The sequence below is a fragment of the Caloramator sp. E03 genome, from assembly GCF_006016075.1.
In the GTDB taxonomy this organism is placed as follows: Bacteria; Bacillota; Clostridia; order Clostridiales; family Caloramatoraceae; genus Caloramator_B.
In genome coordinates this window covers 2,784,219-2,801,523 of the sequence record NZ_CP040093.1, presented here as the reverse complement: position 1 = coordinate 2,801,523, position 17,305 = coordinate 2,784,219, and the positions used below count along the sequence as shown (strand labels likewise).

Genomic DNA, 17,305 nt, shown 5'->3' with positions numbered 1-17,305 from the left:
GGCAGGTATTTTAAATAGATACCTGCCTCAACTAATTATAAAGAACTTAAACAGTCCTCCTATTTTTTCAATCTCTTCTCTAATTCTTCTCTTTGACTTTCATATCCTGGCTTTCCTAAAAGAGCGAACATGTTCTTTTTATAAGCTTCAACTCCTGGCTGATCAAATGGATTTACTCCAAGAACATATCCACTTATTCCGCAGGCTTTTTCAAACATATAAACAAGCTTTCCAAAATAATATTCATTTATTTCTGGAACGTTTACAATTATATTAGGAACTCCTCCATCGTTATGAGCAAGAACAGTTCCTTCAAAGGCCTTCTTGTTTACAAAATCCATAGTCTTACCACTTAAAAAGTTAAGACCATCTATGTTGTCTTTATCTTCAAATATTTCAACATCATATCTTGGTTTTTCTATATTTATAACAGTTTCAAATATGTTTCTCATACCCTCTTGTATGTATTGCCCCATAGAATGTAGGTCTGTTGAAAAGTCAACTGACGCAGGGAATATACCTCTATTATCCTTTCCCTCACTTTCTCCATAAAGCTGTTTCCACCATTCACTAAAGTAATGAAGAGAAGGCTCATAATTAACAAGTATTTCAGTAGTTTTTCCCTTTCTATAAAGTATATTTCTTATTGCAGCATAAATATATGCAGGATTGTTTAAAATATCTGTGTTTGAATATTCATCAGCAGCATCCTTTGCTCCTCTCATAATCCCACTAATATCAATACCACAAACTGCAATTGGCAAAAGCCCAACAGCTGTAAGTACAGAATATCTTCCTCCAACATCATCAGGAATAACAAAAGTTTCATAGCCTTCAGAATCAGCAAGCTTTTTTAATGCTCCCTTTGCTTTATCAGTTGTTGCAAAAATTCTCTTTCTGGCTTCTTCTTTACCATATTTCTTTTCTAAGTAATCCTTAAATATTCTAAAAGCTATTGCTGGTTCAGTTGTTGTTCCTGATTTTGAAATTACATTAATTGATACGTCCTTACCTTCAATAGCATCTAAAAGATCCTTTAAATATACTGGACTTATATTATTCCCAACATAAAAAATCTGTGGAGTTTTTCTCTTATCTGAAGGAAGTATATTATAAAAGCTGTGATTTAGCATTTCAATTGCTGCACGTGCACCAAGATATGAACCACCTATTCCAATTACTATAAAAACCTCGGAATTATTTCTAATCCTTTCAGCTGCACTAAGTATCCTCTGAAATTCTTCTTTATCATAATCATAAGGAAGCGTTACCCATCCTAAAAAGTCATTTCCTGCTCCTGTCTTATTATGAAGTTTATTATGGGCATCGATAATCTGGCTTTTTATATTTTCTATCTCTTCTTCCTTTAAAAAGCCTAATGTTTTAGAATAATCAACAGTAATCCTTTCCATAACTATCCCTCCTAAAATCATTATCCATTTTATTCTAATATAATAATTTTAAAATATCAATTTAATATTTATATTTTTCCTATTATCTTAAATGTTATAAATATCTGAGCTATAATTATTGCAGGTATTCCAACTGTAAATTTCTTATGCTTTGTTTTATGCCTAAATGCATACATTCCAAAATAAATACCTATACTTCCAAAAATAGATGCTATAATAAAGAGCCTGCTTTCAGGCACTCTCCACTTACCTTTTCTTGATTTAATTTTATCAAAATACATAATAAAAAATGCATATAAATTTATCAAAATAAGGTAATACACTATAAATCTCATTCTCTCCCCCCTTATCACACTTTTATATACAAAATAAATATAGTAGTTTAACTGCGCATAACTTAGCATAAAGTACAATAGCATCTACCATTTATTATAAACATAATTATTAGAATTTATATAGCTTACTTCCTTTTTTATAAATATTATCTTATCTGGTATAATATTATCGCAGGGAGGGATAAGCATGAAAGTTAAAGGATATATATATGCAATAATATCTGCAATATTTTTTGGAACTTCAGGTATATTTGTTAAAAACGGATATAGTGACAATTTCAGCCCAACAGATCTTTTAATGCTTCAATATATAATAGCAGGTATTATACTTTTATTAATATGTAAAATAAAATACAAAAAGGAAATGAAAATATCAAAATCTGTTTTTAAAAAGCTTTTAATACAAGGTGCCTTTGCAAATACACTAATGACTGTTTTCTTTTATTCATCATTTAAATATCTTGATGTTTCTATAGCAACAATGCTTTTATATACATATCCTGCTATGGTTGCTATATCATCCTCAATATTTTTAAAAGAAAAAATTTCTAAAATAAAGGTATTTGCAATACTTGGAACTTTCTTAGGTTGTATGATGGTTCTTAACATATTTTCAAACAATTTCAAAAATCTATCTATAATTGGCATCATTTTTGGATTACTTGCAGCAATTTTTTATACATTTATGAACATATATGCAAAAAAAATAGTTGATGATTTGCATCCTGTAATAGTTACATTTTACACAACTTTATTTTCACTTTTTGTACTTTTAGTCTTCAACTTTAATTTTATATTAAAACTTCCTAATCTATCATATAAATCAATTTTAAATGCAGCACTTTTAGCCTTTTTTTGCGAAATCATACCTTTGACTTTACTTTATGCAGCAATAAGATATATTGGGCCAGTTATAACTTCCATTATAGGGACATTAGAGCTCCCATCTGCCGCCATTTTATCCCTTATATTTTTGAAAGAAAAAATCTCTATACTTCAAATATTAGGAATAGTTATTGTTATTTACTCTGTTATAGTACTTAAAAAATATGAAAGTTAGTTAAAAAGGTAATTAAGGCTCTATTTCACCTTAATTACCTTTTTAATTTATTTTTTATATTCCACTGCTATCTTTAAAAGAAGCTCAATAGTTTCTTCTACATCATTCATATCAACAACCTCATAGGGAGTGTGCATATATCTTAGTGGTATACTTAAAGAAGCAGTTTTAACACCATATTTCGTAACATGTATTGCACTTCCATCAGTTGCACCCTTAGCAATATCAAACTGATATTTTATACCATATTTTCTAGCTGTATCTAAAAGCAAATTTTTAACTTCAGGATGGCTTATAAGTCCATCATCCATTATCGTTATTGCTGTCCCTTCCCCAAGCTTTACACTTGTTCTTATTCCTTCCAATGAATCTCCCGTAAAAGTTGTATCAACTGCTATTGCAATATCAGGTTCAATCGAATAGGCTGCAACTGAAGCACCACTTAAATAAGTTTCCTCTTGAACAGTAAATACAAAATATACATCACATTCGTTATTCTCTATTTTCTTTAAAGTTTCAATTAATGCAAAACATCCAATTCTATTATCTAAAGCTCCTGTTATTATTCTTCTATCATTGACTATAAAATCAGTCTTTAAAATTCCAAAGGAACCTATATTAACTTTACTACTTGCTCCTTCATAGTTTAATTCTCCTATGTCAATAAACATATCTTTAATTTTTATTTCCTTATTTTTTTCAAAATTTTCTGCCATTATCCTCCCACATACTCCATTTTTAAATACGACGATTTGATTTATTATTGCTATTGGATTATAATGTCCTACAGATGTAAATCTCAAAAGACCATTTTTTTCAATATCAAGTACAAGAATACCTATCTGATCTATATGAGCTGTAAGCATCATTTTGCCTTTGCCATTCCCTCTTTTTAGAGCAATCACATTTCCAAGCCTGTCCCTTTTTATTTCATCAGCATAATCCTTAATCTCATTAATAATAATGTTTGCAACCTTTTCCTCATCACCAGATGGTCCAAAGGCTTCTGTTAATTCTTTAATTAGTTTCATCTAAATCTACCTCCAAGCTATGCAATACTAATTTTAATAATTCTAAAGTATCTTTGTAATCCTTTTTATTTATCATACTAACCGGCGAATGAATATATCTTGTAGGAACAGATATAGTTGATGTTATACATCCTTCACCGGCTTTGTGTATAATTCCTGCATCATTCCCTCCTACACTTCCTTTTCTATATTGAAAAGGAATATCATATTTCTTTGCAACATCAACTATCCTTTTAATTAGTTTTAAATTCCCTGCTGATGTTCTATCCATAAGAGAAATTGCAGGCCCTAATCCTAAAGTTGTTACAAAATCCCTTTCATCTTTTACGATATCAGCACAGGTTGTCCCTTCAATTATTATTGCAATCTCTGGCATAATAGTCCTTGATGCAACCTCAGCACCTCTTAATCCAACTTCCTCCTGAACAGTAAACACACCATAAAGGTCAAGGTTATAGTTGTCTTTTAAAGCCTCAGTTATAATAGCACAACCTACCCTGTCATCCAGTGCTTTTGATTTTATGAATTCTTCTAATTCAATATATTCACTTTCAAAAGTTGCATAATCACCTATTCTTATATATTTACTGGCTTCATCAAAGGATGTTGCTCCTATATCTATAAATAAATCTTTTGATAAAAAAGGCTTATTTCTCTCTTCCTGTGGCTGTAGATGTATTGGCTTTACACCTATAACTCCTTTAATCTTGTTTTTGCCAAAAACTACTCTTTTAGATGGAAGTATCTTTAAATCTATACCACCAACAGGGGCAAACTTTATTCTACCATCACTTAAAATATTAGTTACTATAAACCCAACCTCATCCATATGAGCTGCTATCATAACCCTTTTCCCTTTTCCTTTTTTATGAACTATAAGATTACCTATCCTATCAATTGAAACTTTACCTATTTCTTCAACATTCTTTTTTATAACGTTTCTTATTTCACCTTCACAGCCAGAAACTCCAAAGGATGTTGCATATTCCTTAAGCATATATATCACTCCAATCCTTTAAAGACAATATAAATGATGCTATTAATTTCCCAACTTTTTCAATATCAGTGTAATTTAATACTTCAACCGATGTATGCATATATTTAATTGGAATTGAAACAAGCAGCGTTGCCACGCCTTCCCCAGAAACCTGAATGTCCCAGGCATCGGTACCTGTTCTTCCTGGTTCAGCAACAATTTTATAAGGTATGTCTTGTTCCTGGGCAGTTTCAATTAATTTTTCAACAAGCTCAGGATGTATATTAGGTCCAACAGCTATTTTTATGTTTTTTCCACACTCAACCAATATATCATCACTTGCATATTTATCGGCACTCGTTACATCAATTGCTATACCAATATCGGGATTAATAACATTAGTTACTGTTCTTGCACCTTTATGCCCAACCTCCTCCATGACAGTAGCAACAAAATATACATCAGGATAATGTTCACAATCCTTTAAAATCTTTGCGCATTCAAACATTGCACATACTCCAGCCCTATCATCAAATGCTTTTCCTGTTATAAAATCCCCTAAAAGATTAGTAGCATCTCTTTTTATAGTTATTACATCTCCAGGTGAAACTATTTCAATCAGCTTATCTTTTTCAAGCCCTGTATCAATTAACATATCATCAACATCTATAGCCTTCTTTAAATCTTCACTTGTTAATATATGTGGTGGTTTTGCACCTATTACTCCATAAACTTCCTTTTTACCATGAATTATAACTTCCTGTGCAGGAAGAGTTTTAGGATCTATTCCATTTATAACTCTAAAATGCACAAATCCTCTATCATCAATTTCTGTTACCATAAGCCCGACCTCATCTAAATGGGCAGCAATCATTATTTTAAGGCTTCCCCTACCTTTTTTTATTCCAATAAAATCTCCAAGTTTGCCATAGCTAATTTCATCAACATAACCTTTAAAGTATTCTTCAAGTAAACTATTAAGATTGTGCTCATATCCTGAAACACCCATACTATTGCTGAGTTTAAAAAGAAATTCTCTGCCCTCCATAAAATCCCTCCTTAATCTTTCCAATACCTATTATATCATTAAAAAAGCCCTTCAACCAAAGGCTGAAAGGCTTCTATTATTTATTAACTTTTCCCCCTGTTATAGCTCCAGCACTTGCCTTTGCCAAAAGTGCCGTATCAAAGGTATAGATATTTTTATTGTATTCATCATGTCTTTTTATTGCAATCTCTATAAGTTTATCAATAAGTTCTTTAAATTTTATGCCACAAGGTTCCCAAAGATAGAAGGAAATAGATCCAGGTATTGTATTAATCTCATTGACATATACCTTCATAGAATCCTTTTCAACTAAAAAGTCAATCCTCGCAACACCACTGCAATCAAGCATTCTAAAGGCATCAATTGAAAGATCCTTAATCTCCTTAGTTTTTTCTTCAGAAATCGGTGCAGGTATTTTTCTTACTGTACTCTTCATTCCCTTAGAACTGCTTCCTCTCATATATTTATCATCAAAGCTTAGAAATTCTTCAATTGATATAGGCTGTTCACATACTGATGATATAAAATCATTATCAAATCCTATAACTGAACAATTTATTTCAATGCAATTTTCAACAGCCTTTTCAACTATTATCCTTCTATCATATTTAGTAGCTACTTCGATAGCATTCAAAAGATCTTCTGTATTTTTTGCTTTTCCAATCCCTATGCTTGAACCAAGATTAGCTGGCTTTACAAAGGAAGGATATCCTATTTGACTTTCAATTTTTTGAACTATACTATCTTTATTTTTTTCATATTCATCTCTTGTGAACCAAATATAATTTACAATTGGAAGGCCATTTGCTTTAAAAATATCCTTCATTATTATCTTATCCATCCCAACAGCTGAACCTGTAACGCCACTTCCAACATAAGGGATATCTGCAAGTTCAAAAAGTCCCTGCATAGTTCCATCTTCACCATGGGCTCCATGAAAAGCTGGGAATATAACATCTATTGGAATATATTCAACATCCTTTTTGAAAAAACCCTTCTTCTCTGGAATAACTATTAATGCCTTTATAGATGGTACAGGTGATAAAAATGCTTTTTTAGATTTTGATAATAGGTTATTTATGTCTTTATAATTTTTTATATCTAAAAGCTCCTCTCCTGTATACCAATCACCACTTTTTGAAACATAAACAGGTACAACATCATATTTATTTTTGTCAATGTTTTCTATCACCTGAATTCCAGTTATTACCGAAACTTCATGTTCAACGGAACGTCCTCCAAAAATAACAGCTACTTTCTTCTTTGACATATAAAATCCTCCTTATTATTCATTATAATTATCTGGTAAATCATTCTCAAACAGAACAACATCTCCTATAGCTACTATACCTGAAAGTTTTGAGGTAGCTTCATCAAGGTTTGATACAACAAATATTCTATCTTCAGGAAATCCCTTTTCTAAAAGTCCCTCTTTTATAGGCTTACTTCTTTTAACTCCAACTAATATAGCATAATCAGCACACTCTGCAATCTTTCCCCCTAACTTTTTATTCTCCTCGTATTCTATTTCTCCAAGTTCAACCATTCCAGGAGTAACTATAATCTTTTTATTACCATCAATTTCCTTTAAAGTTTCAAGAGCTTCATTGGCTCCAACTGGATTTGAATTGAATGCATCGTCAATAACTGTAACACCGGAATTGGACTTTACAAGCTCTAGCCTATGAGGTACAGGCTTTATTTTAGATACGCCAGATATTATCTGTTTTTCATCAAGGCCCATCTCAAATGCAACACATATTGCTGCAAGTATATTGCTAACATTATGCTTTCCAAGAAGCTGTGTCTTACAGGTAAAGTCAATTCCATTATTACCACAAACCCTAAACTTTATGCCTTCTCTTGTAATTTCAATATCCTTTGCATAAACATATAAATTTTTATCAATATTTTTAAATCCATAAAGATATGTCTTTTTATTTGTTTTCTTTGCAAGTTTAAGGCAGTATTCATTATCACCGTTAAATATTGCAACTCCATTTTCAGGTAGCGACTCTATAAGCTCATATTTAGTCTTTGCAATGTTTTCAATTGATTTAAAAGTTTCAAGATGCTGCTTACCAATAGATGTCAAAACTCCTATTGATGGATTTGCAAGTCTGCATAAAGTTTTAATATCTCCTACATATCTTGCACCCATTTCACATACAAAAACTTCATGTTCTTCCTTTAGCTGTTCCCTTATAACCTTTGTTATTCCCATAGGAGTATTGTAGCTCTCTGGTGTCATTAGGGTATTATATTTTTCAGAAAGTATAGTTTTTATAAAGTATTTTGTACTTGTTTTCCCATAGCTTCCTGTAATACCTACAACTTTTAAGTTTTTCATATTTCTTATTTTATTCTGTGCTTCTTTAAAATACCTATATTGAATAAGCATCTCAACAGGATATATAAAAACTGTTGAAATATACATTATAAAAGGAATAATAATTCTAAGAATCAAAAGACCTAAAACAAATGATTTCAATCTAAATAAATTAAACAAAACAACTACTAATGCACCTGTTATAATAACACTTGTTGTTAATAATCTTTTTGCCCTGTTAGTATAAACAAGTGGCTTTTTTGCCTTTACATTTCTGTTTTTATCCCTATAGGCAAAAATTATACAAGCAGCTGCAAATATAGCTAAAAATATAAAATTTAGATTTTGATTTTTAAATATAAGATTCAATATGAATAAAACAATAGCTGACAATAAAAACAAAGTGTTCCCTTTAATATATATTTGTAAAAAATTATTTTTTTGCCATATAATATATTGTTTAGGTTTGTATCCTTCAAGCTGTGCTATATGAAGCTGTCTTATTACTTCTTTATATGAAGCCAATATAAATAGCAAAATCGACACTATATATATTAAATAATTCATCCTACTCATTCCCTTCAAAGAATCTTGTTATTATAATATTAAAATCGCTTAATTTATCAAGATATGAAAAATGCCCTGCTCCCTTAAAAACAACAAGCCCTGCATCTGGTATTTCTTTCTCCATAATCTTTCCAAAGTATAGTGGAGTATCCTTATCCTCTTCCCCCCATATAAGAAGGGTTGGAGCTTTTATATCCTTTAAATAAGGCCTAAGGTTCTGATTAACAACCTTAACAAATGTTTGCCTCATGTTTCCCGACTCTCTATAGTCCTTTGAGCCATATTTTTTATAAAATCTTTCCAGTTTTTCCTCTTTATCACCTTTTGAAAATAACAAATAAATTTTTTTCAAAAGTTTAAACTTATAAACTCTATAATAATATTTTAAAGTTCTTTTTGGTATAATACCTGCACTATCTACAAGTACAACTTTTTCTACGCATTCTGGATGAACAGCTGAAAAAAGTATAGATACCCTTCCCCCAAAGGAATGTCCTACAAGGCTTGCCTTTTCAATTTTTAGTTTTTTAAATAATTTATAAAGTATATTCATATAATCTGTAACATCAAAGGGCCTATCAGGAGGCGATGATCTTCCAAACCCCGGAAAATCTATCGCATAGACTTCAAACTTTGATTTTAAATGATTAAAAACTGGAAGAAAGCTATCAGCATTCCCTCCCCAGCCATGAAGAAGTATAATTTTTTTTCCACTACCCTCATTCTTATAAAATATATTTATTCCATCAATATCTACAAACATTTAATCTCCCTTTCTCTTATTTTTAATAACATCTCCAAGTATTTTTATCCCTTTTTCAATATCTTCATAATCAACCCTTGAAAATCCAATTCTTAAAGAGTTTTCGCCTTTTCCATCGGTATAAAATATATCCCCTGGAGTAAATATTACCCCTTTTTTAATACTTTCACTTAAAACCTCTCTTGATTTTATTCCATCAAGTTCAATAAATACATGTAATCCTCCTTCACCCAAAAGTCTTTTATATGGAATGTATTTTTTAATGCAATTTATTGTCCACTCATATTTTTCTTTATACACTTTTCTTACCTTATTGATATATTTTTCAAAATTCCCTACACTTAAGTACTCATATAATATTGCCTGATCAAGAAATGAAGTATGTATATTTCTGCTTCTTTTAATGCTCTCAAAATAATATATAAGGTCCTTATCTGCCAAAATCCATCCTATTCTAATTCCAGGGAATAATACCTTAGAAAAGCTACCAATATATATAACTCCATTACCACTGCCTGAAAAGGCTGCAATAGGAGATATGTGTGAACCTGAATATCTAAGTTCCTCATTGAATCCATCTTCAATTATAGGTATATTAAATTCTTTTACAATATTGTAAACCTCTATTCTTTTTTCCGGTGACATTATAATCCCTGTTGGATTATGATAGGATGGTATTAAAAATATTAACTTTGCTCCTTTTTTAGTCAATTCTTCTTTCAAAACCTTTGTGTTTATTCCATCTTCATAAATTTCTATTCCTTTTATATCAAGCCCATGAAGCTTCATTATCTTGATTGCAGTATTGTGGGTTGGGTTTTCACATATAATCCTGTCTCCTCTATTAACTAAAGCTGAAAGTACTATATCAAATCCTTCGGTAAATCCATTAGTTATAATTATATCCTTATTTATTATATTAACCCCTTTATTTTCCATATACTTCAAAAGATAGTCAATAAGAGGCTTATATCCCTTTGCATAGCCATAGTTGAGTATTTTTCTTTCCTCAATAGCTATCCTATTTAAAAAAGCCTTTTTAAAATCTTCAATATCAAATAACCTGTCATCTGGAGATATGCTTTTAAATGAAATCATTCCCTTTTCCCATCTTATATCATGCTTATAGGTATCAAGTTCATCTGCAAGTAAAGCATAGTTTGTTATCTTATCATCCCATTTTATAAAATAATTTTCATTATTATTAATTGCACTATAGGATACAAAAGCTCCCTTATTAGGAACATTTTTTATAAATCCTTCGTCTTCAAGATATCTATATGCCTCTACAACTGTATTTCTGCTAACATTAAGTATTGAGGATAATTCCCTTGTAGATGGAAGTTTATCATCCTTTACATAGACTCCATTTAATATTAGCTTTTTTACATAATCCTTTATCTGAAGATAATAAGGCCTTCCTTCGCTCAGCTTTATATCTTTAAACATAATTACACCTCTAATTATATTGTGGCATAAAAAAATTTAATTTTAAAGAACCAGTTAGTATTTATTTTAATCCCTCTGTGGTATAAAGTAAAAGGACGATTACATGCCATTTTATGGCATGTAATCGTCCTTATAAAATCATTCTTCACAAAGATATCTATCTATATGTTTTGCTGCTGTCTTTCCATCAAAAATACATTTCACAACCAATGATTGTCCTGTTCTCATATCACCTGCTGCAAATATTCCTTTCTTTGAAGTCATATATTTGTCGTCTGTATATACATTACCTCTTGAATCAAGCTCAAGTCCCAGATCCTTTATTATCCCATCATGATTTGGATGTAAAAAGCCCATACATATAATAACAAGATCAGCTTTATGAACTGCTTTAGAATCTGGTATTTCTTTCATTATCATTTGCCCATTTGAATTTTTTATCCATTCTACTTTTACAGTTTCAACTCCTGTAACTACTCCGTTATTTCCAAGTATCCTCTTAGTAGATATGCACCATTCCCTTATACATCCTTCTTCATGAGATGTTGTTACTTTAAGAGTTCTGGGGAATTCAGGCCATGGCATTGTTTCATCTCTTTCAACTGGAGGTTTAGGAAGGATTTCATATTGATAAACTTTCTTTGCACCTTGCCTTATAGCTGTACCTATGCAGTCAGAACCTGTATCTCCTCCTCCAATTACTATAACTATTTTATCCTTTGCATCTATTTCTTTACCATCTATAGGCTTTCCTGCAACTCTTTTATTTTGCTGTGTCAGATAATCAACTGCAAAGTAGACACCTTCAAGTTCTCTTCCTTCTACATTCAAATCTCTTGGAACTGATGAGCCTCCTGCAAGAAGTATAGCATCAAATTCAGCCATAAGCCTATTAATTCCATAGTTTGAGCCGATTTCAACATTTGTCTTAAATATTATTCCTTCCTCTTCCATCAACTTAATTCTTCTGTCTAAAACATTTTTTTCAAGCTTAAAATCTGGTATCCCGTATCTTAATAATCCTCCAACCTGATCTGCTTTTTCAAATACTGTGACAAAGTGTCCCATAGAATTTAGATATTTTGCAGCAGATAATCCTGCCGGTCCTGAACCTACTATTGCTACATTCTTGTTTGTTCTAACCCTTGGAGGTACAGGTTTTACCCATCCTTCGTTAAAAGCCCTTTCAATTATTGAAAGTTCTATCTCCCTAACGGTTACTGGTTCCCTATTTACTCCAAGGGTGCATGAGCCTTCACATAATGCTGGGCATACTCTTCCAGTTATTTCTGGGAAAGGGCTGGTTAATGACAATCTTTTATATGCCTTCTCCCACTGCCCTTTATAAACCATTTGATTAAAATCTGGAGCTATATTTCCTAAAGGGCAAGCCCAATTGCAGAAAGGGGTACCACAATTCATACATCTTGCTGCCTGTCTTTTTAATGTTTGTTCTGGAAGTTTTTCATATATTTCTTTGTAATCTTTAATTCTTTCTTCTACTCTTCGTTTTTTTGGTGTTTCTCTTTTATATTCCTTAAACCCCATCAACTTTCCCATACTATGCACCTACTTCCATAGATTCTTCAACTTTGTACATCTTTTCAAGAATTGATTTATATACTGTTGGTATTACTCTTTTGAATTTAACAACATATTTATCCCATTCGTTTATTATTTTAATTGCCTTTTTACTATTAGTGCATTCTATGTGTTCCTTAATAAGGTTATAAAGCTTTTCTATATCTCTTTTATCTGTTACATCTTCAATTTCTACCATTTCCATATTGCATTTTTTCATTAAGGTATCATCCTCATCTAATACATAAGCAATACCGCCACTCATACCTGCAGCAAAGTTTCTTCCTACTCTTCCCAAAACAGCAACTACTCCACCTGTCATATACTCACAGCAATGATCTCCAGCACCTTCAACTACTGCTTCAGCACCACTGTTTCTTACAGCAAAACGTTCTCCAACAAGTCCATTTATAAAAAGTTTACCACTTGTTGCACCATATAATATTGTATTACCTGCAATAAAGTTCTCATCCTGTTTAAAGGTAGCACCACAAGGAGCCTTTAATATTACCTTTCCACCTGATAATCCTTTTCCAACATAATCATTTGCATCACCTTCAAGAATTAAAGTAAGACCTTTTGCACCAAATGCTCCAAAACTTTGACCTGCAGAACCTTTAAAATTAAACACAATTGTATCCTCTGGTAATCCTTCATCACCATATTTTCTTGCAATTTCACCACTTAGCATTGCACCAACAGCCCTGTGTACATTTCTAATTTCAAAGCTTCCTTTTACCTTAATACCTTCATCAAGGGCTTTTCTTGCTATTTGTATAAGCTTATAATCCAAAGATTTTTCTAACCCATGATCTTGTGCAATAACACAATAGCTTTTTATTCTCTTTGGCATATCTGGTTTATATAGTATTGGTGATAGATCAAGCATTTTTGCCTTCCAATGATCAATTTTATCGTTTATTTCTATTCTATCTACCCTTCCTATCATTTCGTTCATTGTCCTAAATCCAAGCTGTGCCATTAATTCTCTAACTTCCCAAGCAATAAAAGTAAAGAAGTTTATAATATGCTCTACTTTTCCTTTAAAGTTCTTTCTAAGTTCAGGATCTTGAGTTGCAATTCCCATTTCGCATGCATTATTATGACAATTTCTTAGCATTGTACAGCCTAATGATACAAGAACAGATGATGCAAATCCGAACTCTTCTGCTCCAAGAAGCGCAGCAATTACTACATCCCTTCCTGTTTTAAGCTGCCCATCAACCTGAAGCCTTACTCTACTTCTTAAATTATTTAATACAAGAACCTGATGAGCTTCAGAAAGTCCAAGTTCCCATGGAATACCTGTATGTTTAATTGATGAAATCGGTGATGCACCAGTACCTCCATCATATCCGCTAATCAAAATAACGTCTGCATGAGCCTTTGCAACACCGGCTGCAACTGTACCTACACCAACCTCTGAAACAAGCTTTACACTTATCCTTGCCAATGGATTAACGGACTTTATATCATAGATTAACTGGGATAAATCTTCAATAGAATAAATATCATGATGAGGTGGTGGAGAGATCAAATCAATACCTGGTACGGAATGTCTTACCTTGGCAACATCTGCATTTACCTTCCAACCAGCAAGTTGCCCACCTTCTCCTGGTTTTGCACCTTGAGCCATCTTTATTTGTAGCTCTGCAGCGTTTACAAGGTATTCTGTATTAACTCCAAAACGTCCCGATGCTACTTGTTTTATAGCACTTCTTCTATCATCACCATTAGGATTTTTCTTATATCTTTCCGGATCCTCTCCTCCTTCACCAGAATTGCTCTTGCTTCCTATTCTATTCATTGCAATAGCAATGGTTTCATGGGCTTCCTTACTTAAAGAACCAAAAGACATTGCTCCTGTACAAAATCTTTTTAAAATTTCACTAACTGGTTCAACCTCATCAATGGGAATAGGATTTTGATATTTTAATTTAAACATCCCTCTTAAAGTATAAAGTGTTTTATTTTGTTCATTTATCATTTTTGCATATTGTTTATATATATTATAATCTCCTGTCCTTACTGCATGCTGAAGCTTTGATATTGTTTCAGGATTGAAAAGATGTGCTTCTCCTTCCTTTCTCCATGAATACTGGCCACCAACATCTAATTCAGTTACAGGGTTTCTAACATTATTAAATGCTCTGTTATGACGTTCAAGAGTTTCAGCAGCAATTGTATCAATTCCTATACCGCCAATTCTTGATGGTGTTCCTTCAAAATATTTATTTATAAAATCCTCGGATAAACCTATTGCTTCAAATATCTGTGCACCATGATAACTTGCCATTGTACAAATTCCCATCTTTGATAATATCTTTAGCAAGCCATTGCATACCGCCTTAACGTAATTATCTTTTGCCTTTTCTACTGTTATATCCTCAAGTTCACCTTCTCTAACAAGATTTTCTATAGTTTGAAATGCTAAATAAGGATTAACAGCTGTTGCCCCATATCCTAAAAGAAGGGCAAAATGCATTGTTTCTCTTGCTTCACCTGTTTCAACTATTAAGGAGATCTTAGTTCTTGTCTTCTCTCTTATTAGATGATGATGCACTGCTGAAACAGCTAATAAACTTGGTATTGCAACTTCATAAGCATCTATTTTTTTATCGCTAAGAATTAAAATGTTATAACCTTCTTCAATTCTTCTTGATGCCCTCTCACATATTTTTTCAAGTGCATGTTTAAATCCTTCTACCCCTGAATCATATTTAAAGGTAATTGGTATCGTTATTGCTTTAAAATCTTTATTTTTGAAATTTTTAATCTTTGCCATTTCTAAATCAGTTAAAACAGGTCTTTCAAGTTCAATAAAAGGATTATCTGAAAAATCCTTGTTAAGAATATTTTCCTGAGCTCCAAGAAAATTCATAAGTGACATTACAAGTCCCTCACGAATTGGATCAATTGGAGGATTAGTAACTTGTGCAAACAGTTGTTTAAAATACGAGAATAAAAGCTGATTCTTATTTGATAATACTGCAAGAGGAGTATCATTTCCCATAGAACCTACAGGTTCTTTCCCGTCTTTTGCCATTGTGCCAATTATTACATTAAGATCTTCTAAAGTATATCCAAAGGCTATTTGCTTTTCTTTTAAAATTTCTGGATCAATCTCTGTATTTTCAATAATAGGCGAATAATTATCAAGTATAAGTTTATTTTTAGCAATCATCTCAGCATAAGGCTTTTCAGAGCACACTTCTTTTTTAATCTCTTCATCCCTCAAAACTTTGCCTCGCTCTGTATCCACAAGCAACATTTTCCCAGGCTTTAGCTTTCCTTTATGTTCTATTTCTTCTGGTTCAAAATCAAGTACACCAATTTCGGATGCCATTACTATAAGTCCACTTTTAGTAATAACAAATCGTGCTGGTCTAAGTCCATTTCTATCAAGTGTAACTCCAACCTGTTTACCATTGCAAAATACAACTGTTGCAGGACCATCCCATGGCTCTACAAGTGATGCATGATATTCATAAAAAGCACGCTTATAACTATCCATTTCTTTATTGCCTTCCCAAGCCTCTGGTATTAACATCATCATTGCATGTGGAAGAGTTCTGCCGTCCATATATAAAAGTTCTAAAATATTATCAAGTGACGCCGAATCACTTCCATTAGGAGTTATTATCGGAAATAATTTACTCAAATCATCACCAAATGTATCTGACTTTAAAACTCCTTCCCTTGCATGCATCCAGTTCCTATTTCCTCTAATTGTATTGATTTCACCGTTATGTGCAAGGAATCTAAATGGTTGTGCCAAATCCCAAGTTGGGAAAGTATTTGTGCTGTATCTTTGATGTACAACTGCAATTCCACTCTTAAAGTTTATATCATTAAGATCAATATAATATCCCTTAATTTGATTTGCCAATAATAGACCTTTATAAACTATAGTCCTACTTGAAAGGCTGCAGATATAAAAATATCCTGAACCTCTTTTAACTAGTTTCTTAACCTCATTTTCTGCTCTTTTTCTAATTAAATATAGTTTCCTTTCAAATTCCATCTCACTGCCACAATTTTTGCCAACAAATATTTGTCTTATTGTAGGCTCAGTCCCAAGTGCAGTCTCTCCTATAACTTTATTATCTGTAGGCACATCCCTCCATCCTAATACTTTTTGGCCTTCTTCTTCAATTATTCTTTCTAAAATCCCTTCACATTGTAGTCTTAATGCAGGTTCTCTAGGAAGAAAAATCATTCCTACAGCATAAGCTCCCTCTGGTGGAAGTTCTATTTTTAAATTATCACATTCGATCCTAAAGAATTCATCAGGAATCTGAACCATAATCCCTGCTCCATCTCCAGTTTTAGGATCAGATCCAACTGCACCTCTGTGCGTTAGATTTACAAGTACCTGTAGTCCTTGTTTAACAATACTGTGCGTTTTTTCTCCTCTGATGTTTGCAACAAATCCAACTCCACAGCTATCTTTTTCAAACGCGGGGTCGTAAAGTCCCTGCTTCGACGGAAATCCCCCAATATTTTCCATAATCAAACCCCTCCATAAAATTAATTTAATCAATATTATAGTTAGAAAAATGAATTATTTCAATATGTATCTTGCAATTTTTTAATAAAATTTTGCTTAAGATTATTTAAAAAAAAGTAAATGTGAATCTTTATATCAAATATGTTTCATAATATTAATAATTATAAAAAGAGGCTTATTTTTATTAATATCCATCAAATTTAACATAATAAAAATAAACCTCTTGAATATAATTCTTCTGTAT

The 17,305-nt window shown here is 32.0% G+C and carries 12 protein-coding genes; 1 reads left to right on the top strand and 11 read right to left on the bottom strand.

Annotated elements, in window-relative coordinates:
• Positions 1-59: 59 nt before the first annotated feature.
• Both FDN13_RS13255 and FDN13_RS13250 read right to left on the bottom strand, forming a co-directional pair.
• Positions 60-1,412, bottom strand: a complete 1,353-nt coding sequence (locus FDN13_RS13255) for a glucose-6-phosphate isomerase (protein WP_138980830.1) — start codon at positions 1,410-1,412, stop codon at positions 60-62.
• Between the two features lie 68 nt (positions 1,413-1,480).
• A complete protein-coding gene (locus tag FDN13_RS13250; RefSeq protein ID WP_138980829.1) occupies positions 1,481-1,747 on the bottom strand; it encodes a DUF1294 domain-containing protein in 267 nt (88 codons plus the stop codon).
• A 187-nt stretch (positions 1,748-1,934) separates the two neighbouring features.
• Here FDN13_RS13250 and FDN13_RS13245 point away from each other — a divergent pair, with 187 nt between their 5' ends.
• Complete coding sequence (locus FDN13_RS13245; protein WP_138980828.1) at positions 1,935-2,807, top strand: DMT family transporter; 873 nt, start codon at positions 1,935-1,937, stop codon at positions 2,805-2,807.
• A gap of 47 nt (positions 2,808-2,854) precedes the next feature.
• Here FDN13_RS13245 and FDN13_RS13240 read toward each other — a convergent pair whose 3' ends face one another.
• The 9 genes from FDN13_RS13240 to gltB form a co-directional block, all read right to left on the bottom strand.
• The gene (locus FDN13_RS13240) at positions 2,855-3,838 is read right to left on the bottom strand and encodes a M42 family metallopeptidase (protein WP_138980827.1); all 984 of its coding nucleotides are present in this window, start codon (positions 3,836-3,838) and stop codon (positions 2,855-2,857) included.
• Positions 3,825-4,835 carry a M42 family metallopeptidase gene (locus FDN13_RS13235; RefSeq protein ID WP_138980826.1) on the bottom strand — a complete coding sequence of 337 codons (1,011 nt, stop codon included), beginning with the start codon at positions 4,833-4,835 and terminating at the stop codon, positions 3,825-3,827. The genes FDN13_RS13240 and FDN13_RS13235 overlap by 14 nt, the downstream gene beginning before the upstream one ends.
• Complete coding sequence (locus FDN13_RS13230) at positions 4,828-5,862, bottom strand: M20/M25/M40 family metallo-hydrolase (protein WP_138980825.1); 1,035 nt, start codon at positions 5,860-5,862, stop codon at positions 4,828-4,830. Before FDN13_RS13230 ends, FDN13_RS13235 begins: the two co-directional genes overlap by 8 nt.
• 76 nt (positions 5,863-5,938) lie before the next feature.
• A complete protein-coding gene (locus FDN13_RS13225; RefSeq protein ID WP_138980824.1) occupies positions 5,939-7,132 on the bottom strand; it encodes a D-alanine--D-alanine ligase family protein in 1,194 nt (397 codons plus the stop codon).
• Positions 7,133-7,147: 15 nt separating this feature from the next.
• Positions 7,148-8,716, bottom strand: a complete 1,569-nt coding sequence (locus tag FDN13_RS13220; protein WP_207670895.1) for a UDP-N-acetylmuramoyl-tripeptide--D-alanyl-D-alanine ligase — start codon at positions 8,714-8,716, stop codon at positions 7,148-7,150.
• 43 nt (positions 8,717-8,759) lie between these two features.
• Entirely contained in the window at positions 8,760-9,521 is a 762-nt protein-coding gene (locus FDN13_RS13215) for an alpha/beta fold hydrolase (RefSeq protein WP_138980822.1), read from the bottom strand.
• The gene (locus tag FDN13_RS13210) at positions 9,522-10,970 is read right to left on the bottom strand and encodes a PLP-dependent aminotransferase family protein (RefSeq protein WP_138980821.1); all 1,449 of its coding nucleotides are present in this window, start codon (positions 10,968-10,970) and stop codon (positions 9,522-9,524) included.
• A gap of 138 nt (positions 10,971-11,108) precedes the next feature.
• Positions 11,109-12,530: a glutamate synthase subunit beta gene (locus FDN13_RS13205; protein WP_138980820.1), complete on the bottom strand. Its 1,422-nt coding sequence runs from the start codon at positions 12,528-12,530 to the stop codon at positions 11,109-11,111.
• Position 12,531: 1 nt separating this feature from the next.
• Positions 12,532-17,061, bottom strand: coding sequence for a glutamate synthase large subunit (gene gltB, locus FDN13_RS13200; protein WP_138980819.1), 4,530 nt, complete (start codon positions 17,059-17,061; stop codon positions 12,532-12,534).
• Positions 17,062-17,305: the final 244 nt, after the last annotated feature.